Raw genomic sequence first — 22,473 nt, 5'->3', positions numbered from 1 at the left:
ATGACCGACCTTTTCTTATTGGTGGGGATTGAGGACCAGCATCTGTTCCTCGGTGAAGTAATGCTCGTCGCAGTTGTTGCCGGAACCACTGCGATCAACCACCAGGAAGTCATCCCGCTTTTCGATCGTCAGCACCGGGTGGTGCCAGACGCCGCGATGGTAATTAACGCCCTGCCTGCCATTACTGCGGAAGGCTCGGACCAAACCTGATACAGGTGCATCGCCAACTGGCGCGACCACGATCAGAAAGGGGTTGCCGAGCAGCGGGATGAAAGCCTGGCTGCCCAGCGGATGGCGTTCCAGCATGCGCACGGTCAGCGGCATGTCCAGCGCGTCGGCGCGGAAGATGCTGATGATCGCCTTGTCTTCAGGCTCGGCGGTTTCGACCGTGGCGAGCTTGTGGAAGCGCATGGTCGAGCCGTTGTTGATCATGAAGTGGTCGCTGCCGTCGGTTTCGATAACGTCTCCGAAGGGGGCGAAGGCTTCTTTGGTCAGGGGCTCGATCATCAGGGTGCGCATGCGGATATCTCTTCTATGTTCGTTGTTCTGGATAAGGCTCAAGCGTTGCGGCGGCTTTACAGCTGCAGCAGGCGGAACAGGGCGATCAGGTTGATCTGCGCCAGGGCTTCCTTGAATTCGGCATCGGCATCGTTGTGGATGCGTTTTTCGAAGGAGGCGAGGATCTGGTGCCGGTTGCTGCCTTTTACCGCCATGATGAACGGGAACTGGAACTTGGCCTTGTAGGCGTCGTTCAGTTCGGTGAAACGGGCGAACTCTTCGGCGGTGCACTGGTGAATACCGGCGCCGGCCTGCTCGTTGGTGCTCGATTCGGTCAGCTCGCCCTGGATGGCGGCCTTGCCGGCCAGGTCCGGGTGAGCGTTGATCAGCGCCAACTGGTCGGCGTGGTTGGCGCTGAGCAGGATGTCGCTCATGCGCTGGTGCAGCGCCTCGATCTCGTCCAGTTCGCCCAGTTGGCCCAGGTCATAGGCTTTTTCGGCTACCCACGGCGAATGCTCGTAGATGTCGGCGAAGGCCTTCACGAAGGCGTCGCGGTCCAGGGCGGATGGCTTGAGGGTCTTGAAGGCGGTCATCAGGCGTTCTCTTTCTTGTACGGGTGGGTGGCGTGCCAGTGGCGGGCGATGTCCACGCGACGGGCGAACCAGACCTGGTCATGGCTTTTTGCGTAATCGACGAAACGCTTCAGTGCGGCCAGGCGCGCCGGGCGGCCGACCAGGCGGCAGTGCAGGCCGATGGACAGCATTTTCGGTGCTTCGGCGCCCTCGGCGTACAGCACATCGAAGGCGTCCTTCAGGTACTGGAAGAACTGCTCGCCGCAGTTGAAGCCCTGTACCTGGGTGAAGCGCATGTCGTTGGTGTCGAGGGTGTAGGGGATCACCAGGTGCGGCTTGCCGGTAGGGTTGTTCGGCTCCCAGTAGGGCAGGTCGTCGTCGTAGGTGTCGCTGTCATACAGGAAGCCGCCTTCCTCCATCACCAGGCGACGGGTGTTCGGGCCGGTGCGGCCGGTGTACCAGCCCAGCGGGCGCTCGCCGGTGATTTCGGTGAGGATGCGGATGGCTTCGAGCATGTGCTCGCGCTCCTGGGCCTCGTCCATGTACTGGTAGTCGATCCAGCGGTAACCGTGGCTGCAGATTTCATGACCGGCCTCGGCCATGGCACGGATCACGTCGGGGTGGCGCTGGGCGGCCATGGCCACGGCGAAGATGGTCAACGGCACGCCGCTGTCCTTGAACAGCTTCAGCAGGCGCCACACGCCGGCACGGCTACCGTACTCGTACAGCGATTCCATGCTCATGTTGCGCACGCCCTGCAGTGGCTGGGCGGCGACCATTTCCGAGAGGAATGCTTCGGACTCCTTGTCACCGTGCAGGATGTTGCGTTCGCCACCTTCCTCGTAGTTGAGGACGAAAGACAGCGCGATGCGAGCGTTGCCCGGCCATTGCGGGTGAGGAGGGTTGTTGCCGTAACCGATCAGGTCGCGAGGGTAGTCAGCGCTCACTGCAGTCTTCCTTCTTGTGCGTTTGTGCGGGGGTGGGCGGACCGCGTCGGGATGTCGCACCACCGGATGGGCTGATTGTATACAACTTCTGAAATCTTTTGTAAGCCTGTTTTTCCGCATTTCTTCCCTTTTGTCGCCTCGTAGCGACCTGGAAAAACAGTGCAAGAAACCTGCCTGATTGGTCAGCTAATGATGTTGGTGTCGTTACCAGGCCTGTCTTTGCGATCGGTGGGTCGCTCAGTGGCAAGATTTGCTGCGGGCGACAGATGGGTTGAAAAAATTGTGTACAATCTTGGCTCGGAATGTCTTAATGACGTCATTCCCGCCTGCCGCAGGCGCTATGCTGGTGCGACGGCTGAGTATTTTTTGCCCACAGATTGAACAAGAGGCGACAAGCAATGGGACGTTTGACCACACACGTACTGGATGCCGCGCATGGCTGCCCGGGCAGCTCGATCAAGGTCGAGCTGTACCGTGTCGAAGGCCAGCAGTTGGAGCTGGTGAACACCGCCCTGACCAACAGCGATGGCCGCGTCGATGCGCCGCTGCTGCAGGGTGACGACTACCGTACCGGCGTCTACCAGCTGCAGTTCAGCGCTGGTGACTACTACCGCGCTCGCGGTGTACAGCTGCCGGCCCAGGCGTTTCTGGATGTTGTCGTGCTGCGCTTTGGCATCGACGAGCAGCAGGAGCACTACCACGTGCCGCTGCTGATCTCGCCGTACAGCTATTCGACCTATCGTGGAAGCTAGTTGGTCGCTAGAAGAATCTTCGTAGGTCCTTTGGCCCGCTCTCACACTGGCGGGCTTTTTTTCGTCTGCGTTTTTTATATCAGTTCAAATCACTCACATTTCTGCCAGTACTCTCTTTTTGGTTCATCTGGGATGATCAGCTACCAAGTTGAGGAGCCGGCCTGATGGACACAAAAAATGCGTATGCGCCCTATGGCTACCATCTGCCTGATCAGGGTGTACTCGGCTTCAACGGTGAACAACTGGACCCAGTCACCGAGCATTACCACTTGGGTAATGGTTATCGAGCATTCAATCCCTCTTTGATGCGGTTCAACAGCCCGGACAGCTTGAGTCCGTTCGATCAAGGTGGCTTGAACGCGTATGCCTACTGCCAGGGGGACCCAGTGAATTACCAGGATCCAAGCGGTCATAGCCTTTGGAAAATGCTGATGGGGGTTGCAAAGCCGCCCAAGCGAGTAGAGGTTCTGGCTGCAGTTGCTAACAAGGGGGGATTTACAAAACTGGTTGGCTGGCACGGGACGAGCCGAAAAAATACTCCTTCATTGGCTAAGGGGCTATCGCCAGTGTATTCAGAGCCTCATAGGCGAGCCCAAGGGCAAGGCTTCTATGTCGCGCCAACCCCTGAACACGCCAAAACATACGCTAATGCCTACGACGATGGTGTTGTCCTGCCGGTACTCGTGCGCAAGGATCTTAATCTGGTCCCCGGTGTAGGTTATAAAAAGGATGTATTTGATGTAGTAGCGATCTTGCCGGCGGCATTTGAGGTTGTAAGCGTGCGGGAAACCGTTCCTTCAGGCGTGACGCCAGCTGAACTCCCTCGAACGGGCATCTTCGCGAAAAAACCAGCACCGGCTAAATAAAAGAGAAGGGCGCCGGAGCGCCCTTTTTGGATGTGGAGGGTTCAGAGGAACACGAACTTGGCAATGAAGATTGCGCACAGCACCCACAGGCTGGCGGAGATTTCCTTGTACTTGCCGGTACCTGCCTTCAATGCCACATAGCTGATGAAGCCCAGGGCAATACCGTCGGCCACCGAGAAAGTCAGCGGCATCATGATCACCGTGACGATCGCCGGAATGCTGTCGGTAGCTTCGTCCCAGTGGATATGCGCCATGCTGCCCATCATCAGCATTGCCACGTAGATCAGTGCGCCCGCGGTGGCATAGGCCGGAATCATTCCGGCCAATGGCGCGAAGAACATGGCGGCAATGAACAGCAGGCCGACCACCACCGCCGTCAGGCCGGTACGGCCACCAGCGGCCACACCGGCAGCACTTTCCACATAACTGGTCACCGGCGGCACACCGACCACGGCACCGAACACACTCGAAGCGCTGTCAGCCTTCAGCGCCTTCGACAAGTTCTCGATACGCCCGTCCGGTGCCACCAGGTTGGCTCGCTGCGCCACGCCCATTAGCGTGCCGGCGGTGTCGAACATGTGCACGAACAGGAAGGCCAGCACCACGCTGATCATGCTGACGTTGAATACGCCAGCCACATCCATGGCCATCCAGGTCGGTGCCAGGCTCGGCGGCATCGACATCACCCCGCCGAATTTCACCAGGCCCAGGCCCCAGCCGGCCAGGGTGACGCCGATGATGCTGATCAGGATCGCGCCGAATACCCGCTTGTAGCTGAGGATGGCAATCAACAGGAAGCACACCGCCGCCAGCAGTGGCCCCGGCTCATGCAGCGAGCCCAGCTTGATCAGGGTGGCCGGGCTGTCGACGATGATGCCGGCGGTCTTCAGGCCGATCAGCCCGAGAAACAATCCGACGCCGGCCCCCATGGCATGGCGCAGGCTGACCGGGATGCTGTTGAGCAACCATTCGCGCACTTTCGACAAGGTCAGGAACATGAACAGCACACCCGAGACAAAGACTGCCCCCAGCGCCGTTTCCCAGTTGTAGCCCATGGTGCCAACCACGGTGTAGGTAAAGAAGGCATTCAACCCCATGCCCGGCGCCAGGCCCACCGGCCAGTTGGCGTACAGGCCCATCAACAGGCAGCCCAGCGCGGCGGCGATGCAGGTGGCGACAAAGGCGGCACCGTGGTCGATGCCTGCGTCGGCCATGATGTTGGGGTTGACGAAGATGATGTAGGCCATGGTGATGAAGGTGGTCACGCCGGCGATCATTTCGGTTCTGACGGTGCTGCCGTGCTGCTTGAGTTTGAAAATCCGCTCCAGCCAGCTCGTTTCGAGCGGTGGAGCAAGATCCAGCGTAGGGGCTTCGGATTTGCGGCTTTCCACAGCGAGTACTCCTCAAGTCTTTCTTGTTGTTCTGGAACCATGGGCCTGCGCAATGCACTTGGCGGCTCCGCGAGGGAAGGCAGACGTCTGACCGGTTTGTTGACTTATGGGTCAAGAAGTTGCTCGGTGGATTATGCTTTTGTGTACAAATAAAGCAAATAATGTTTTATCTTTTGTGTGCGCAATACGTCGTACAACGGCTATATAGGTAAAAGGCCACCTGCAGAAACGGCTCAGCCTGTGTACAATGGCGCCATACTTTCCTTCGTGCCTCGAGAGCCCATGAACGAACAGCTGCAACCTCTGAAGAAACCTGCGCGTACCGGCAAGGCTGGCCGCAGTGGTACCCAGGACGACATCGTCTACGCGCATATTTTCGAGGCAATCCTCGAGCAGCGTCTGGCACCGGGTACCAAGTTGAGCGAGGAAGCGCTGGGCGAGATCTTCGGCGTCAGCCGCACCATCATTCGCCGCGCGTTGTCGCGGCTGGCCCATGAAAGCGTGGTGCTATTGCGGCCGAACCGCGGCGCAGTGGTGGCCAGCCCTACGGTGGAAGAAGCCCGTCAGGTGTTCTTCTCCAGGCGCATGGTCGAACGGGCCATTACCGAACTGGCCGTGCAGCACGCTACCCTCGAGCAGCTCAACGAGCTGCGGCAGATGGTGCGGGAGGAGCGCGACAGCTTCTCGCGTGGTGACCGTGGTGCCGGCATTCGTCTTTCCGGCGAATTCCACCTCAAGCTGGCCGAGGCTGCGGGCAATGCGCCGCTGGTCAGCTTCCAGCGCAGCCTGGTGTCGCAGACCTCGCTGATCATTGCCCAGTACGAAAGCGGCAACCGCTCGCATTGCTCGTATGACGAACACATGCAGCTGATCGATGCCATCGAGGCACGCGATGCCGAGCAGGCGGTGAGCCTGATGATGCACCACATGGACCACATCGACAGCAAGCTGAACCTGGACGAGGAGAGTGCCTCGGACGATCTGCATGCGGTGTTCTCGCACTTGCTGAAAAAGCCCAAGGTATCGGTCAAGGGTTGATCGTTTGCTCAAGTGAGCGTAGTGCGCCGTTGTGGGAGCGGGTTCACCCGCGAACACCGGCGCAGCCGGTGCCATTCACCGTGTCGCCTTCTTCGCGGGTAAACCCGCTCCCACAAGAAGCACGGCCATTTCTGGTCATTGATCAAAGGTCTGCTAAATTCTTGTGAGCAAACCTTCATCAAGCAGTTGGGCTTGCGCATTCGTTGCGTTCAACTTCTTGAGGAATGGACTCATGAGCATGTCCCTCGGTAAACGCATGGGGGCCGAGCTGGTCGGCACCTTCTGGCTGGTGCTTGGCGGCTGCGGCAGTGCGGTACTCGCCGCCAGCTCGCCCATCGGCATCGGTGTACTTGGCGTCGCCTTCGCCTTCGGCCTGACCGTGCTGACCATGGCCTTCGCCATCGGCCATATCTCCGGCTGTCACCTCAACCCCGCCGTGTCGTTCGGGCTGGTGGTGGGCGGGCGCTTTCCGGCCAAAGAGCTGCTGCCCTACGTGATCGCCCAGGTGATCGGCGCCATTCTGGCGGCAGGTGTGATCTACCTCATCGCCAGCGGCAAGTCAGGTTTCGAGCTGTCTGCGGGATTGGCTTCGAACGGCTACGCCGACCACTCGCCTGGCGGCTACACGCTCGGGGCGGGCTTTGTCAGTGAAGTGGTGATGACGGCGATGTTCCTGGTGGTGATCATGGGCGCTACCGACGCCCGGGCGCCAGCGGGTTTTGCGCCGATCGCCATCGGTTTGGCTTTGACCCTGATCCACCTGATCTCTATCCCGGTGACCAATACTTCGGTCAACCCCGCGCGTAGCACGGGGCCGGCCTTGTTCGTCGGTGGCTGGGCCCTGCAACAGCTGTGGCTGTTCTGGGTGGCGCCGCTGATTGGTGCTGCGATCGGCGGCGCACTGTACCGGGGCCTGGCAAAAGAACCTTAGCGCTGGTGCACGCAACGCCCAGCGGCGTAGGTTTCACGCACGGTGCGGTCGTCGCCTAGGGTGGTCAGCACGAACAGGGTTTCCTCGATGCTGTTGGACTGCTGGATGCGGTAGTCCAGCAGTGGCGTGGCCTTGTAGTCCAGCACCACGAAGTCGGCATCGTTACCCGGGCGTAGGCTGCCGATGCGGTCGTCCAGGCGCAGCGCGCGGGCGCCGCCGAGCGTGGCCAGGTACAGTGACTTGTACGGGTGCAGGCGTGCGCCCTGCAGTTGCATCACCTTGTACGCTTCGTTCAGGGTGTTGAGCAGCGAGAAGCTGGTGCCGGCGCCAACGTCAGTGCCCAGGCCCACATTGACCTTGAAGCGCTCGGCCTGGGGCAGGTTGAACAGGCCGCTGCCGAGGAACAGGTTGGAGGTGGGGCAGAAGGCCACCGCCGAGCCGGTTTCGGCCAGGCGCTGGCATTCGTCATCGCACAGGTGCACGCCATGGGCGAATACCGAGCGTTCGCCCAGCAGCTCGAAGTGGTCGTAGACGTCGAGGTAACCCTTCTGCTCGGGGAACAGCGACTTGACCCACTCGATTTCCTTGAGGTTCTCCGACAGGTGCGTGTGCATGTACACGCCCGGGTGCTCCTTGAGCAGTTGGCCCGCCAGCGCCAGCTGTTCAGGCGTACTGGTCGGGGCGAAGCGCGGGGTGACTGCATAATGCAGGCGGCCTTTGCCGTGCCAGCGCTCGATCAGCGCCTTGCTTTCGGCATAGCCGGACTCTGCGGTGTCGGTCAGGTAATCCGGGGCGTTGCGGTCCATCATCACCTTGCCGGCGATCAGGCGCAGGTCCAGGCGTTCGGCTTCTTCGAACAGGGCATTGACCGATTCCGGGTGCACGCTGCCGAACACCAGGGCGGTGGTGGTGCCGTTGCGCAGCAGTTCCTTGAGGAAGATTTTCGCCACTTGGTCGGCGTGTTCCTTGTCGGCGAACTGTTTTTCGCAGGGGAAGGTGTAGGTATTCAGCCAGTCCAGCAACTGTTCGCCGTAGGAGCCGATCATGCCGGTCTGCGGGAAATGGATATGGGTGTCGATGAAGCCTGGGGTGATCAGTGCGTCCTGGTAGTGCTCGACCGGGATATCGGCATCCAGGGTCGGCAACAGTTCGGCGGCGTGGCCTACGGCGCTGATGCGGCCATTGTCGACCACCAGCAGGCCGTCCTCGAAGTATTCATGGGAAGCCTCCAGGCCCACCTCGGCCGGGTCGGCGATGCTGTGCAGGATGGCGGCACGGTAGGCTTTGCGGGTAACGGTCATAACACACTCGTCAAATGGCTTGGCTGCGCCGGGAGGGCGGCAGCAACTGGGCAATGGGGCCGGCATTGGCGGCAGCGTCGTGCTGGCCGAAGCAGGCGTTGTAGGTGGCAATGATTTCACCGGCGATGGACACGGCGATCTCGATGGGCAGCTTGCCCTTGACCTCGGCCAGGCCCATCGGGCAGCGCATGCGCGACATCACGGCCTCGTCATAGCCGCGCTCGCGCAGGCGGTGTTCGAACTTGACCCGTTTGGTCTTCGAGCCGATCAGGCCGAACCAGGTGAAGTCGTTGCGCTTGAGAATGGCGGCGGTCAATTCCAGGTCGAGCTGGTGGTTGTGGGTCATGACGATGCAGTAGCAGCCTGGCGGCAGGTCTGCCACTTCGTCGACCGGCTCCTCGCTGACCACCTTGGTCACCCCGTCGGGGATCAGGGCAGGGAATTCCTGCTCGCGCGAATCGATCCAGCGCACCCGGCAGGGCAGCGCGGCGAGCAAGGGTACCAGAGCCCGGCCGACATGGCCCGCGCCGAACACCGCGATCTGCGCCTGCACCGCGGCCATGGGTTCGAACAGCAGCACAGTGACGCCGCCGCAGCACTGGCCAAGGCTGGCACCGAGGCTGAAGCGCTCCAGATGCGGGGTGGTGCGGTGCTCTTCGAGCATTTGCCGGGCGATGTGCAGGGCCTTGTATTCCAGGTGGCCGCCGCCGATGGTGTCGAACAGGCCGCTGGCGCTGACGACCATTTTCGAGCCGGCATTGCGCGGGGTCGAGCCGCGCTCCTCGATGATGGTAACCAGCACGCAGGCTTCGCCACGGGACTGATGGTCGGCGAGGGCGTTGATCCATTGGTGCATGATGCAACCTCTCTATAGTCGCGTCGCGATCCCTGTGGGAGCGGGTTCACCCGCGAATGCGGCGGTGAAACCACTATCGCATTCGCGGGTAAACCCGCTCCCACAGGGCCCTGCATTGTCAGTGAGACACGGTTTCCAGCTCCGGCTCGGCAGGTTGCGCTGCAGCCACTGCCTTGCGCATCTGCTCGCAACCCCAAAACACCCGCTCCGGCGTCGCCGGCGCATCCACCTGTGGCTGCACGCGGTAGTCGGCGATGCTGGCCACGGCGTCCTTGATCGCGCACCAGGCGGCGATGCCGAGCATGAACGGTGGTTCGCCCACAGCCTTGGAATGGAACACCGTGTCCTCCGGGTTCTTGCGGTTTTCCACCAGCTTTACCCGCAAATCCAGCGGCATGTCCGCCACTGCCGGGATCTTGTAGCTGGCCGGGCCGTTGGTCATCAGCTTGCCCTTGGCGTTCCACACCAGTTCTTCGGTGGTCAGCCAGCCCATGCCCTGGATGAAGCCGCCTTCCACCTGGCCGATGTCGATGGCCGGGTTCAACGAATCACCCACATCGTGCAGGATGTCGGCGCGCAGCATCTTGTATTCGCCGGTCAGGGTGTCGACGACCACCTCCACGCAGGCGGCGCCGAAGGCGAAGTAGTAGAACGGCCGGCCACGTGCCTGGCTGCGGTCGTAGTAGATCTTTGGCGTGCGGTAGAAACCGGTGCTGGACAGCGACACTTGGGCAAAATAGGCCTGCTGCACCAGCTGCTCGAAGCTGACGATCTGGTCGCGCACGCGCACATGGCCGTTGCGGAACTCGACGTCTTCCTCGGTCACCTGGTAGTGCCGTGCGGCGAACTCGGTCAGGCGTTTCTTGAGGATCTCCGCAGCGTTCTGCGCTGCCTTGCCGTTCAGGTCGGCACCACTGGAGGCAGCGGTCGGTGAGGTGTTGGGCACCTTGTCAGTATTGGTGGCGGTGATCTGGATACGGCTGAAATCGACCTGGAAGATCTGCGCCACCACCTGTGCCACCTTGGTGTTCAGGCCCTGGCCCATCTCGGTGCCGCCATGGTTCAGGTGGATACTGCCGTCGGTGTAGATATGGATCAGCGCACCGGCCTGGTTGAGGAAGGTGGCGGTGAACGAAATACCGAACTTGACCGGTGTCAGTGCCAGGCCCTTCTTCAGGACCGGGCTGTTGGCGTTGAAGCGGCGTATCGACTCGCGGCGCTCGGCATAGTCACTGCTGGCTTCCAGTTCGGCGGTCATCTCTTCGAGCATGTTGTGCTCGACGGTCTGGTAGTAGTGGGTGACGTTGCGCTCGGTCTTGCCGTAGTAGTTGGCCTTGCGCACCGCCAGCGGGTCGCGGCCCAGGTGGCGAGCGATGTGGTCCATCACCTGCTCGATGGCGACCATCCCCTGCGGGCCGCCAAAGCCGCGATAGGCAGTGTTGGAGGCTGTGTTGGTCTTGCAGCGGTGGCCGTGCACGGTGGCATCGCCCAGGTAGTAGGCATTGTCGGAGTGGAACATGGCGCGGTCGACGATCGAACCGGACAGGTCGGGCGAGTAGCCGCAGTTGCCGGCCAGGTCGAAGTTGATGCCGTGCAGGCGCCCGTCGTCGTCGAAGCCCACGTCGTACTCGACGTAGAACGGGTGGCGTTTGCCGGTCATGGTCATGTCTTCGACCCGTGGCAGGCGCATCTTGGTCGGCTGGCCGGTCAGGCGCGCCACCACTGCGCACAGGCACGCCGGGCTGGCGGCCTGGGTTTCCTTGCCACCAAAACCGCCACCCATGCGGCGCATGTCCAGCACCACCTTGTTCATTGGCACGTCGAGTACTTCGGCGACCAGTTTCTGCACTTCGGTGGGGTTTTGCGTGGAGCAGTAGACGATCATGCCGCCGTCTTCGGTGGGCATCACCGAGGAAATCTGCGTTTCCAGGTAGAAGTGCTCCTGGCCACCGATGTGCAGGGTGCCCTGGATGCGGTGCGGTGCACTGGCCAGGGCAGCGACGGAATCGCCACGCTGGTGGGTGTGGCTGTCGAGCACGAAGTGCTTCTTGCGCAGTGCTTCGACCACATCCAGCACCGGCTCCAGGTCTTCATACTCGACGATGGCGGCCATGGCCGCACGGCGCGCGGTATCGAGGTCACGGGCGGCCACGGCGAGCACCGGCTGGCCGAAGAACTCGACCTTGTCGATGGCCAGCAGCGGGTCGCCGGCTACCACCGGGCCGATGTCCTTTAGGCCAGGGATGTCTTCGTGGGTGATGGCGATGCGCACGCCCTCGAAGGCATAGCACGGCGTGGTGTCGATGCGCAGGATGCGCGCGTGGGCGCGGTCGGCGGTGCGCGCATAGACGTGCAGCTGGTTGGGGAATTCCAGGCGGTCGTCGATGTACACCGCCTCGCCGGACACATGCTTGTCGGCGCTGTCATGCTTGACGCTGCGGCCGACCCCGGTGGTCAGGTCCTGGCTGAACAGTTCGGCCATCTCGGCCTGGCTCTTGGCTACGTGATGGTTAGACATAAGCGGTCACCCGGGTTTCGATGTACGGCGTTTGCTGTTCGATGAAGTACTTGCGCAGCAGGTTCTGGGCGGTCAGCAGGCGGTATTCCTTGCTGGCGCGGAAGTCGCTGAGCGGGGTGAAGTCTTCGGCCAGGGCCTGGCAGGCGCGCTCGATGGCAGCCTGGTTCCACGGCTTGCCGCGCAGCGCCGCTTCGCAGGCACGGGCCCGTTTGGGGACTGCCGCCATGCCGCCGAAGGCGATGCGCACACCGCTGACCACGCCGTCTTCGATGCTCAGGTTGAAGGCGCCGCATACGGCAGAAATGTCATCGTCCAGGCGCTTGGACACTTTATAGGCGCGGAACGCCCAATCGCTGGTGGCGCGCGGCACGATGATCTTCTCGATGAACTCGCTGTCCTGGCGGGCGGTGATGCGGTAGTCGATGAAGTAGTCTTCCAGTGGCATCACCCGCTGGCGATCGCCCTGGCGCAGGACGATCTGCGCATCCAGGGCAATCAGCAGGGGTGGCGAGTCACCGATTGGCGAAGCGTTGCCGATATTGCCGCCCAGGGTGCCCTGGTTGCGGATCTGCAGCGAGGCGAAGCGGTGCAGCAGGGCACCGAAGTCCGGGTATTCCTCGTTCAGCGCACCGTAGCAGTCGGTGAGCGGTGTGGCGGCGCCAATTTCCAGATGGCTGGCGGTTTTCTCGATGCGCTTGAGCTCGGCCACATGGCCGACGTAGATCATCACCGGCAAGGTCTTGTGGAACTGGGTGACTTCCAGTGCCAGGTCGGTACCGCCGGCCAGCAGCCGCGCTTCGGGGTGCGAGCTGTACAGGTCGGCCAGGTCGGCCACGGTCAGTGGTACCAGGCAGCGCTTGTCGCCACTGTTCAGTTCGCCGGTCTGGGTTGGGGCAATGGCCTTGAGGCGGCTGATGGTCTGTGCCTGCTGGGCATCGAACTGGTCGCGGCAGGGCTGGCGGCAGCTCTGCTCGGCGGCGTCGAGGATCGGCCGGTAGCCGGTGCAGCGGCACAGGTTGCCGGCCAGGGCTTCCTGGGCCTGGTGCAGGTCGGGGCCGCTGCTGTTCTTCTGCAGGGCGAACAGCGACATGACGAAGCCGGGTGTACAGAAGCCGCACTGCGAGCCATGGCAATCGGCCATGGCCTGTTGCACGCTGTGCAGCTGGCCCTGGTGCTTGAGACCCTCGACGCTGATCAGTTGCTTGCCGTGCAGCGACGAGACGAAGGTCAGGCACGAGTTGAGGCTACGGTAGCGGATGCTGTCGTTGCCTTGGTCGTCCTGGGTCAGTTCGCCGACCACCACGGTGCAGGCACCGCAGTCACCACTGGCGCAGCCCTCCTTGGTGCCAGGTTTGCCCAGGTGCTCGCGCAGGTACTGCAGCACCGTCATGTTCGGGTCCAGGGCATGCTCACTACGCAGCTCCTGGTTTACGAGAAACTGGATCACGGGGATGGCCTCGCAATGGTTTTATTGTTGTTGGGCGGACTCTAAGCAAGAGCTGTCCAGCTGGTCAATATTTTTCTGACTCAAAGGTCAAGAAATTGCTCATGTCCAAGCCCGGCCGCACACATTGCCCATATTCCAAGCATAGATCGCGCCGGGCGTGTGGTTGCCTTGCAGGTCAAATAAACCGCCAGGCCCCTCTGCGCGATCAGCGGCCAAGTACGCTACAATCCGCTCCTTGTGCCCAGTTCAATGATTTTGAAGGAAAACCATGACGTTCAAGGCCCCGGACAGCCTCTCCGAGCAGATTGCCGATTACCTGGCCGAACGCATCATCCGTGGCGAGCTGGCGCCAGGCGAGCGTATCCAGGAGCAGAAGGTCACCCAGGCACTCAATGTCAGCCGCGGCTCGGTGCGCGAGGCGCTGCTGATCCTCGAACGCCGCCACCTGGTGGCGATCCTGCCGCGCCGGGGTGCCCATGTGACCGAGCTCGACGAGCGCAGTGTGCGCAGCCTGTGTGCACTGATGGGCGAGTTCTACATCCTGCTGGGTAACGCGGTTGCGCAAAAATGGCGCACCGATGCCGACCTGCGCCCGTTCCTGGAGATCCAGCAGCGCCTGCAGCGAGCCCATGACCAGCTGGACATCAAGGCCTTCGTCGCCGACAGCTTCGCAGTCATGCGGGCGGCCTACCCGTTCGCCGACAACCCGTTCCTGCAGGAAACCGTGGAAAACCTGCAGCCGGCGATGAGCCGTGCCTACTACCTGTCGCTGGACCAGCGCCAGGCCAGCATGATCGACTATCTGGACCTGTTCGCCCGCCTGCTCGACGCCGTGATCGCCCGTGACCTGCCGCGCATTCGCGAGGTGCTCACCGCCTATGGCCAGCGCAGCTGCGAACTGGTGCTGGCGGCGTTGGCCCGAGGCTGACCGATGCGCCTGAAGTGCATTCGCCTGGCCGGGTTCAAGTCGTTCGTCGACCCCACCACGGTCAACTTCCCCAGCAACATGGCGGCCGTGGTCGGCCCCAACGGCTGTGGCAAGTCCAACATCATCGATGCCGTGCGCTGGGTGATGGGCGAGAGTTCGGCGAAGAACCTGCGCGGCGAGTCGATGACCGATGTCATCTTCAACGGCTCCAGTGGCCGCAAGCCGGTCAGCCAGGCCAGCATCGAGCTGGTGTTCGACAACAGCGAAACCACCCTGGTCGGCGAATACGCCGCCTACGCCGAGATCTCGATCCGCCGCAAGGTCACCCGCGACGGGCAGAACAGCTATTACCTCAACGGTACCAAGTGCCGCCGGCGCGATATCACCGACATCTTCCTTGGCACCGGCCTGGGGCCGCGCAGCTACTCGATCATCGAGCAAGGCATGATCTCCAAGCTGATCGAGGCCAAGCCCGAGGAGCTGCGCAACTTCATCGAGGAAGCCGCCGGTATTTCCAAGTACAAGGAACGCCGCCGGGAAACCGAGAGCCGCATCCGCCGCACCCAGGAAAACCTTGCGCGCCTGACCGACCTGCGCGAAGAGCTGGAACGCCAGCTGGAGCGCCTGCACCGCCAGGCCCAGGCAGCCGAGAAGTACCGGGAATACAAAGCCCAGGAACGCCAGTTGAAGGCGCGCCTGTCGGCCTTGCGCTGGCGTGATCTGGACGAACGGGTGCGCCAGCGCGAGGCGGTGATCGGCGACCAGGATGTGTCCCATGAGGCGCTGGTGGCCGAGCAGCGCAATGCCGATGCCAGCATCGAGCGCCTGCGCGATGGCCATCACGAATTGTCCGAGCGCTTCAACCAGGTGCAGGGCCGCTTCTACTCGGTGGCCGGTGACATCGCCCGGGTCGAGCAGAGCATCCAGCACGGCCAGCAGCGCCTGCGCCAGTTGCAGGATGACTTCAAGGAAGCCGAGCGCACGCGCCTGGAAACCGAGTCGCACCTCGGGCACGACCGCACCCTGCTGGCTACCTTGGGCGAAGAGCTGGCAATGCTCGAACCCGAGCAGGAAATGACCCTGGCCGCTGCCGAAGAAGCCGCCGCTGCCCTTGAAGAGGCCGAGCTGGGCATGCACGGCTGGCAGGAACAGTGGGACAGCTTCAACAGCCGTTCTGCCGAGCCGCGCCGCCAGGCCGAAGTGCAGCAGGCGCGTCTGCAGCAGCTGGAAGCCAGCCTGGAACGCCAGGCCGAGCGCCAACGCAAGCTGGGCGAGGAGCGCGAGCTGCTGGGCAGCGACCCGCAGGATGCGGCCATGCTCGAACTGGCCGAGCAGCTGGCCAGTAGCGAAATGTTGCTGGAAGAGTTGCAGTTGTCCGAAGAGCAGGTGGTCGAGCGCCTGGAAGGCGCGCGTGAGCAACTGCAGCAGGCCACCCAGGCCCAACAGCAGGCGCAGGGCGACCTGCAACGCCTGGGCGGGCGCCTTGCCTCGCTCGAAGCCTTGCAGCAGGCTGCCCTGGAGCCCGGTGCAGGTGCTGCGGACTGGCTCCAGGGCCAGGGCCTGGAGCAACGGCCGCGGCTGGCTGAAGGGTTGCGGGTTGAGCCGGGCTGGGAGCTTGCGGTAGAAACCGTGCTTGGCGCCGACCTGCAGGCTGTACTGGTGGACGACTTCAGTAATCTGGATTTTGCCGGCCTGGAGCAGGGCGAGTTGCGCTTGCTGCTGGCGAGCGGTACCGGCTCGTCGCTGCCCGGCAGCCTGCTGGAAAAGGTCGAAGGCCGTGTCGACCTGTCGCCCTGGCTGGGCCAGGTCAAACCCGTGGGAGACCTTGCCCAGGCACTGGCGCAGCGCGCCTCGCTCGGCGAAGGCCAGAGCCTGGTCAGCCGCGATGGCTACTGGGTTGGCCGACACTTCCTGCGGGTGCGCCGTGGCGGCGAAGCCGAAGGCGGCCTGCTGGCACGCGGCCAGGAGATCGAGCGCCTCGGCCAGGAGCAATTGGAGCAGGAAGCGGCGCTGGAGCAGTTGGAACAGCAACTGCAGGCCCTGCGCGAGCAGCAGCTGGACCTTGAAGAGCAGCGGGAACAACTGCGCCGTCGCACCCAGGAAGAAAGCCGCCTGCATGGCGAGCTGAAGGCCAACCTGTCGGCTGGCCGCGCACGTGCCGAGCAGGTCGAGCTGCGCCGCCGGCGCCTGCAGGAAGAGCTGGCCGAACTGGAAGAGCAGCGCGCTCTGGAACATGAGCAACTGGGCGAAGCCCGCCTGCTGCTGCAGGAGGCCCTGGAGCTGATGGCCCAGGACACCGAGCAGCGCGAGCAGTTGATGGCCCGCCGCGACACTTTGCGCGAAAGCCTCGATCGCGTGCGCCAGGAGGCCCGCCAGCACAAGGATCACGCCCACCAGCTGGCTGTCCGTCTGGGCTCGCTGCGTGCCCAGCACGACTCCACCCGGCAGGCACTGGAGCGCCTGGAGCAGCAGGCCGCGCGCCTGACCGAGCGCCAGGAGCAACTGAGCCTGAACCTGGAAGAGGGTGAGGCCCCGCAGGAAGAACTGCGCCTGAAGCTGGAAGAGCTGCTGGAGCGGCGCATGAGCGTCGATGAGGAAATGCGCCAGGCCCGCCTGCACATGGACGAAGCCGACCGCGAACTGCGTGACGCCGAAAAGCGTCGTACCCAGGCCGAGCAGCAGGCCCAATTGCTGCGTGGCCAGTTGGAGCAGCTGCGCCTGGAGTGCCAGGGCCTGGATGTGCGGCGCAAGACCTTGCAGGAGCAGTTGCTGGCCGACGGCTACGACCTGCAAGGTGTGCTCGCCACTCTCGAGGCCGAAGCCAGCGAGCAGGGTACCGAACAGGAGCTGGAGCAGCTCGAGGCGCGTATCCAGCGCCTGGGGGCGATCAACCTGGCGGCCATCGAAGAGTACGAGCAGCAGTCCGAGCGCAAGCGCTACCTGGACGCCCAGGACGCCGACCTGGTCGAAGCCCTGGAGACCCTGGAAAACGTCATTCGCAAGATCGACAAGGAAACCCGCAACCGCTTCAAGGATACCTTTGATCAGATAAATGCCGGATTACAGGCACTTTTCCCAAAAGTTTTCGGTGGTGGCAGCGCTTATCTGGAACTGACGGGCGAAGATCTACTCGATACAGGGGTAACGATCATGGCGCGACCACCGGGCAAGAAGAACAGCACCATCCATCTGCTGTCCGGCGGTGAGAAGGCACTGACCGCATTGGCGCTGGTGTTTGCCATCTTCAAGTTGAACCCCGCACCGTTCTGCATGCTCGACGAAGTCGACGCGCCGCTGGACGATGCCAACGTCGGGCGCTACGCCCGTCTGGTCAAGGAAATGAGTGAAAGCGTGCAGTTCATCTACATCACCCATAACAAGATTGCCATGGAGATGGCGGATCAATTGATGGGGGTGACCATGCATGAACCGGGCTGTTCACGTCTGGTTGCCGTCGACGTGGAGGAGGCCATGGCCATGGTCGATGCCTGATGCTCGACGATAAGGGCATATTCCGTAGCGAAATGCCCCCGCCATGTGCGACAGACGGTGTAAAGTTGTCTTTGGTCGTGCTAGCTTAATGTCACTCGTTTTTTGCGTGGGTAAAACGCCTGTCAGAACATAGAGTTGGCGCCACGTGTTAAAGGGCTTTGAACCCTTTGTTTTCAAGCATATTTTTATAGAGGCACGGGATTACATGGAAATCGGTCTGCGCGAGTGGCTGATCGTCATCGGCATCATTGTCATTGCCGGGATTCTTTTCGACGGCTGGCGCCGCATGCGCGGCGGGAAAGGCAAGTTGAAATTCCGTCTGGATCGCAGTTATTCCAACCTGCCGGACGAAGAGGGCAATGCCGAAGTGCTTGGCCCGTCGCGGGTGCTGGATACCCACAAGGAGCCTGAGCTGGACGAAAGCGACCTGCCGTCGCTCAGTGCTTCTGCGCGTGATCGCGAGCGCGAGCCCAAGCCGGCCAAGGCTGCCAAGCGCGGCAAGCGCGCCACCGCTGCTGCGGATACACAGCAGGGCGACCTGAACCTCAGCGCCGAGCCACGCGAGCCGGACCTGTTTGCCGACAGCGATGATGACTTTGCCGCGGAAAATACCCGCAGCAACGGTGCGGCGCCTGCCAGCAGCAGCGTCAAGGAGCTGCCGCCGGCCGAGGAAGTGTTGGTGATCAGCGTCATCTCCCGCGACGAGGGTGGCTTCAAGGGCCCGGCGCTGCTGCAGAACATTCTGGAAAGCGGCCTGCGTTTCGGCGAAATGGACATCTTCCACCGTCACGAGAGCATGGCCGGTCACGGCGAGGTGCTGTTCTCCATGGCCAACGCCGTCAAGCCCGGCGTGTTCGACCTGGACGACATCGACCACTTCAGCACCCGCGCGGTGAGCTTCTTCCTCGGCCTGCCGGGCCCGCGTCATCCGAAGCAGGCCTTCGACGTGATGGTGGCTGCGGCGCGCAAGCTGGCGCACGAACTGAACGGTGAGCTCAAGGACGACCAGCGCAGCGTGCTGACCGCCCAGACCATCGAGCACTATCGCCAGCGCATCGTCGAGTTCGAGCGCCGTGCGCTGACCCAGAAGCGCTGACAGATCCAGACGAAAGAGCAGCCTCAGGGCGTGCTGGTCGGTTCGGGTGTTGTTATCGCCTGTTCCGGCCCCTTCGCGGGTAAACCCGCTCCTACAGGGACACCACAGCCCTTGAGGTTTGTGGTGTCCCTGTAGGAGCGGGTTTACCCGCGAAGGGGCCGGAACAGGCAATAAATACCTCAAACCCCCGGCACCACCCCCAGGCTGCTCTTTTGCTTTGCAAGAGAAGACAAATCCCATGACCGCCGAAACCCGTATCCACGAACTGCGTGCCGAGCTCGACCAGCACAACTATCGCTACTACGTGCTCGATGAGCCAAGCGTGCCCGATGCCGAATACGACCGCCTGTTCAACGAGCTCAAGGCGCTTGAAGCCGAATACCCGCACCTGGTAACCCCCGACTCGCCCACCCAGCGCGTCGGGGGCGCAGCCCTGGCCGCGTTCAGCCAGGTCCGCCACGAAGTGCCCATGCTCAGCCTGGGCAACGCTTTCGAAGAAGCCGACCTGCGTGAGTTCGGCCGCCGCGTGGTAGACGGCCTCGACCAGCCCGGTGCGGTCGACTACAGCTGCGAGCCCAAGCTCGACGGCCTGGCCGTGAGCTTGCTGTACCGCGACGGTCTGCTCGTACAGGGCGCCACCCGTGGCGACGGCACCACCGGCGAAGACATCAGTGCCAACGTACGCACCGTGCGCAACATCCCGCTCAGGCTGCAAGGCGAGGGATGGCCTGCGGTGCTGGAGGTGCGCGGCGAGGTTTACATGAGCAAGGCCGGTTTCGACCGGCTCAACGCCGCCCAGGCCGAAGCCGGTGGCAAGACCTTCGCCAACCCGCGCAACGCCGCAGCCGGCAGCCTGCGTCAGCTGGACTCGAAAATCACCGCCAGCCGCCCGCTGGAATTCTGCTGCTATGGCGTCGGCCAGGTGTCCGCGAGCATCGGCGACAGCCACATCGGCATCCTCGAACAGCTCAAGGCGTGGGGGTTGCCGATCAGCCGCGAACTCAAGCATGCCGCCGGTATCGAAGAATGCCTGGCCTACTATCGCGACATCGGCGAGCGACGCAACAGCTTGCCCTACGAAATCGACGGCGTGGTGTTCAAGGTCAACAGCCTGGCCGCCCAGCGCGAACTGGGCTTCCGTGCCCGTGAGCCCCGCTGGGCGATTGCCCACAAGTTCCCGGCCATGGAAGAGCTGACCGAGGTGCTGGATGTCGAGTTCCAGGTCGGCCGCACCGGCGCCGTAACGCCCGTGGCACGCCTGAAGCCGGTCAAGGTGGCCGGTGTGACCGTGTCCAACGCTACCCTGCACAACATGGACGAAATCGCCCGCCTGGGCCTGCGCGTTGGCGACACGGTTATCATCCGCCGCGCCGGTGACGTGATTCCGCAGGTGATGCAGGTGGTGCTGGAGCGCCGCCCAGAGGATGCGCGCCCGGTGCAGGTGCCGAGTGAGTGCCCGGTATGCGGCTCGCAGGTCGAGCGTACCCAGTTGGTCAAGCGTAGCAAGGGCAAGGAAACAACCAGCGAGGGGGCGGTGTACCGCTGCGTCGGTCGCCTGGCCTGTGGCGCCCAACTCAAGCAGGCGATCATCCACTACGTGTCACGCCGCGCCATGGACATCGATGGCCTGGGCGAGAAGAGCGTCGAGCAACTGGTGGACGAAGGCCTGATCGGTTCGCCGGCCGACCTGTACAAGCTGGAATTCGACCAGATCGTCGGCCTGGAAGGCTTTGCCGAAGTGTCCAGCAAGAAGCTGCTGGATGCCATCGAAGCCAGCAAGCGCCCGGGCCTGGCGCGCTTCATCTACGCCCTGGGTATCCCGGACGTAGGCGAGGAGACCGCCAAGGTGCTGGCCCGCTCGCTGGGCAGCCTGGCGCGGGTGCAGCAGGCGCTGCCGCAGGTGCTCACCTACCTGCCGGACATCGGCCTGGAGGTGGCGTACGAGATCCACAACTTCTTCGAGGACGAGCACAACCGCAAGGTCATCAAGCAGTTGCTCGACAGCGGCATGCAACTGCAGGACGAAGGCGAGCTGGCTGCCGAGTTCGCCGCCAGCACCACCCTGGCCGGCATGATCGCCAAGCTCGACATCGCCTCGGTTGGCCCGACCGGTGCCGAGAAGCTGGTGGCCAAGCTAGACAGCCTGGACAAGATCATCGCCGCCGATGGTATCGACCTGCGCCAGGCCCTGGCGGCCAAGCAGGCCGAAGCCGTGCGCGAGTTCTTCAAGGATGAAGCCAACCAGAAGCTGGCCCGGGACATCGAGGCACAGTTGCTGGCGTTCGGCATGCACTGGAGCAGCGAGAAGAAAGTGGCCGAAGGCTTGCCGCTGGCCGGCCAGACCTGGGTGCTGACCGGCACCCTGGAGCGCATGAGCCGCGACATCGCCAAGGAAAAGCTGGAAAGCCTGGGGGCCAAGGTGGCGGGTTCGGTATCCGGCAAGACCCACTGCGTGGTGGCGGGGCCGGGGGCGGGGTCCAAGCTGGCCAAGGCCAGTGAGTTGGGTGTGAAGGTGCTTGATGAAGATGCCTTCGTCACCTTCCTGGGCGAACAGGGCATCGCTGTCTGACGCCCTGCGCAATCCCCTGTGGCTTGCGCGGTCCTTGTGGGAGATTCTATGGTTTTCAGCAAGCCAGTTTCGCGCCTTTAGTGACGTATTCGTCCTGATTTTTCATCAGGGCGAATGCCACCCGCGCGAGCTTTCTTGCCAGGATTACCAAAGCTTGGGTTGTTGCTTTACCACTGCTCCGATGCTGTTCGTAAAGCCCTTTCCAGGCTGCCGATCTGCTGGCCGCCATCGCAGCGTTGTGCAATAAGCGACGAATTTCTGAACAACCTCGCTTGGTGAGGCGACGTCGCCCATTCTTCTGCCCGGAATCACTGACTCGTAAATCCATTCCTAGGAATGCAATGTACGAGTCACTGCTTTTGAACTCGCCCCTTGTAAAAGCCATCACCAATGCTGCGGCGGTGAGAAAACCAATGCCCTCTACTGCCTGGCAGCGAGCGACTTGTTCCTGTAGCCCAGCGTCTCGCAGTACTTCTTTAATCTTCTTTTGAATCAACTGATCCAGCCGATCTATCGACTTCACAAAAGTTTCGAAGGCGGCTTTCAAAAGGCTTTCGTTAGCCCAGCTCTGAGTCATTGCAGTACGAGCAGTCACCAAGGCGGCTCTGCGTCGCAAGAGGCTCTGAAGCTTGCCGTAGACAGCGGGAGGCGGGCTCCAAGGGCGAAGGTCCTCGCCTTCATTTTTTAAAAAACGGGACAACAACCGAGCATCGGAGGGGTCGGTTTTAACCCGTCCCCCAACACTTTTCCGGTAGTTGCTCAATTGAAAACCATCGATGACATAGACCTCGAAGCCTAGGCTGTGGGCCAATTCAACCAGGTCCAAGTGGTAGACATTGGTCGCCTCAACAGCGATAGCGGTGTTGAGGGTTTGTTGCTTGAGCCACCTTCTGATCTCGAGTTTGGAGTTTTTCAGCCTGATGATCTCGTCGCGATCATCGTGGTGGATAACCAGCTCAGCCTTCGCGACATCCGCACCCACGATCAACTTACCTACCTGCATTGCCATGGGCGGCTCCTCACGTTATGGTTTTTCGGCTTGAAGGGGTTTCACCAAGAGGCGCTGGCTTGCTTCTATCGTCGCTTGCAAACGATGCATTCTTTATCGGCGCTTTGGTGGAAGGGGTGGGGCGATGTCTCCCACGGTCTGTACTGCTGTGAACAGTCAGAATCGGGCATTTAGTCCCACCACCCCTTCAAGTCTAACCATACAAGCGGGCATGCCCGCGAACACGGGCGAAGCCCGTGCCATCCATCGCGGCGCCTGCTTC

The 22,473-nt window shown here is 62.3% G+C and carries 17 protein-coding genes; 8 read left to right on the top strand and 9 right to left on the bottom strand.

The window, feature by feature from the left end:
• Positions 1 to 15: 15 nt before the first annotated feature.
• From NY023_RS19390 to puuE, 3 genes are read right to left on the bottom strand one after another with little or no spacing between them, the layout of a single operon-like run.
• Positions 16 to 519: an ureidoglycolate lyase gene (locus NY023_RS19390; protein ID WP_003259500.1), complete on the bottom strand. Its 504-nt coding sequence runs from the start codon at positions 517 to 519 to the stop codon at positions 16 to 18.
• 56 nt (positions 520 to 575) lie between these two features.
• The gene (gene uraD, locus NY023_RS19385; RefSeq protein WP_013973532.1) at positions 576 to 1,091 is read right to left on the bottom strand and encodes a 2-oxo-4-hydroxy-4-carboxy-5-ureidoimidazoline decarboxylase; all 516 of its coding nucleotides are present in this window, start codon (positions 1,089 to 1,091) and stop codon (positions 576 to 578) included.
• On the bottom strand, positions 1,091 to 2,017 hold the full coding sequence (gene puuE, locus NY023_RS19380) for an allantoinase PuuE (protein ID WP_013973531.1): 927 nt from the start codon (positions 2,015 to 2,017) through the stop codon (positions 1,091 to 1,093). The genes uraD and puuE overlap by 1 nt, the downstream gene beginning before the upstream one ends.
• A 398-nt stretch (positions 2,018 to 2,415) precedes the next feature.
• Here puuE and uraH point away from each other — a divergent pair, with 398 nt between their 5' ends.
• Together uraH and NY023_RS27810 are read left to right on the top strand one after the other, a co-directional pair.
• Positions 2,416 to 2,769 (top strand): hydroxyisourate hydrolase, encoded by a 354-nt coding sequence (gene uraH / locus NY023_RS19375; RefSeq protein ID WP_003259496.1) that lies wholly within the window; start codon positions 2,416 to 2,418, stop codon positions 2,767 to 2,769.
• Positions 2,770 to 2,933: 164 nt separating this feature from the next.
• Positions 2,934 to 3,635, top strand: a complete 702-nt coding sequence (locus NY023_RS27810) for an RHS repeat-associated core domain-containing protein (protein ID WP_013973529.1) — start codon at positions 2,934 to 2,936, stop codon at positions 3,633 to 3,635.
• Between the two features lie 41 nt (positions 3,636 to 3,676).
• Here NY023_RS27810 and NY023_RS19365 read toward each other — a convergent pair whose 3' ends face one another.
• Positions 3,677 to 5,026, bottom strand: coding sequence for an NCS2 family permease (locus tag NY023_RS19365; protein WP_013973528.1), 1,350 nt, complete (start codon positions 5,024 to 5,026; stop codon positions 3,677 to 3,679).
• Between the two features lie 282 nt (positions 5,027 to 5,308).
• On the opposite strand from NY023_RS19365, the gene NY023_RS19360 reads away from it, so the two are divergent.
• The gene (locus tag NY023_RS19360) at positions 5,309 to 6,064 is read left to right on the top strand and encodes a GntR family transcriptional regulator (protein WP_003259493.1); all 756 of its coding nucleotides are present in this window, start codon (positions 5,309 to 5,311) and stop codon (positions 6,062 to 6,064) included.
• A gap of 232 nt (positions 6,065 to 6,296) precedes the next feature.
• Positions 6,297 to 6,995 carry an aquaporin Z gene (gene aqpZ / locus NY023_RS19355; RefSeq protein WP_013973527.1) on the top strand — a complete coding sequence of 233 codons (699 nt, stop codon included), beginning with the start codon at positions 6,297 to 6,299 and terminating at the stop codon, positions 6,993 to 6,995.
• Here aqpZ and guaD read toward each other — a convergent pair.
• From guaD to xdhA, 4 genes are all read right to left on the bottom strand, one after another.
• Positions 6,992 to 8,296 (bottom strand): guanine deaminase, encoded by a 1,305-nt coding sequence (guaD, locus tag NY023_RS19350; RefSeq protein WP_013973526.1) that lies wholly within the window; start codon positions 8,294 to 8,296, stop codon positions 6,992 to 6,994. The two genes, aqpZ and guaD, sit on opposite strands and share 4 nt — an antisense overlap.
• 10 nt (positions 8,297 to 8,306) lie before the next feature.
• Positions 8,307 to 9,152 (bottom strand): xanthine dehydrogenase accessory protein XdhC, encoded by an 846-nt coding sequence (gene xdhC, locus NY023_RS19345; protein WP_013973525.1) that lies wholly within the window; start codon positions 9,150 to 9,152, stop codon positions 8,307 to 8,309.
• Positions 9,153 to 9,270: 118 nt separating this feature from the next.
• Complete coding sequence (xdhB, locus tag NY023_RS19340; RefSeq protein ID WP_013973524.1) at positions 9,271 to 11,670, bottom strand: xanthine dehydrogenase molybdopterin binding subunit; 2,400 nt, start codon at positions 11,668 to 11,670, stop codon at positions 9,271 to 9,273.
• The gene (xdhA, locus tag NY023_RS19335; RefSeq protein ID WP_013973523.1) at positions 11,663 to 13,117 is read right to left on the bottom strand and encodes a xanthine dehydrogenase small subunit; all 1,455 of its coding nucleotides are present in this window, start codon (positions 13,115 to 13,117) and stop codon (positions 11,663 to 11,665) included. Before xdhA ends, xdhB begins: the two co-directional genes overlap by 8 nt.
• A 268-nt stretch (positions 13,118 to 13,385) precedes the next feature.
• Between xdhA and NY023_RS19330 the strand changes: the two genes are divergently transcribed.
• The 4 genes from NY023_RS19330 (at position 13,386) to ligA (ending at position 21,202) form a co-directional block, all read left to right on the top strand.
• The gene (locus tag NY023_RS19330; protein ID WP_013973522.1) at positions 13,386 to 14,045 is read left to right on the top strand and encodes a GntR family transcriptional regulator; all 660 of its coding nucleotides are present in this window, start codon (positions 13,386 to 13,388) and stop codon (positions 14,043 to 14,045) included.
• A gap of 3 nt (positions 14,046 to 14,048) precedes the next feature.
• On the top strand, positions 14,049 to 17,537 hold the full coding sequence (smc, locus tag NY023_RS19325; protein ID WP_013973521.1) for a chromosome segregation protein SMC: 3,489 nt from the start codon (positions 14,049 to 14,051) through the stop codon (positions 17,535 to 17,537).
• A 205-nt stretch (positions 17,538 to 17,742) separates the two neighbouring features.
• A complete protein-coding gene (gene zipA, locus NY023_RS19320) occupies positions 17,743 to 18,633 on the top strand; it encodes a cell division protein ZipA (protein ID WP_013973520.1) in 891 nt (296 codons plus the stop codon).
• Positions 18,634 to 18,871: 238 nt separating this feature from the next.
• Positions 18,872 to 21,202 (top strand): NAD-dependent DNA ligase LigA, encoded by a 2,331-nt coding sequence (gene ligA / locus NY023_RS19315; protein ID WP_013973519.1) that lies wholly within the window; start codon positions 18,872 to 18,874, stop codon positions 21,200 to 21,202.
• Between the two features lie 55 nt (positions 21,203 to 21,257).
• Here ligA and NY023_RS19310 read toward each other — a convergent pair whose 3' ends face one another.
• On the bottom strand, positions 21,258 to 22,211 hold the full coding sequence (locus tag NY023_RS19310) for an IS110 family transposase (RefSeq protein ID WP_013973518.1): 954 nt from the start codon (positions 22,209 to 22,211) through the stop codon (positions 21,258 to 21,260).
• Between the last annotated feature and the right edge of the window lie 262 nt (positions 22,212 to 22,473).

The sequence above is a fragment of the Pseudomonas sp. NBB genome (assembly GCF_032701105.1).
Lineage (GTDB): Bacteria > Pseudomonadota > Gammaproteobacteria > Pseudomonadales > Pseudomonadaceae > Aquipseudomonas > Aquipseudomonas asiatica.
This window is presented reverse-complemented; position numbering and strand designations above follow the sequence as displayed.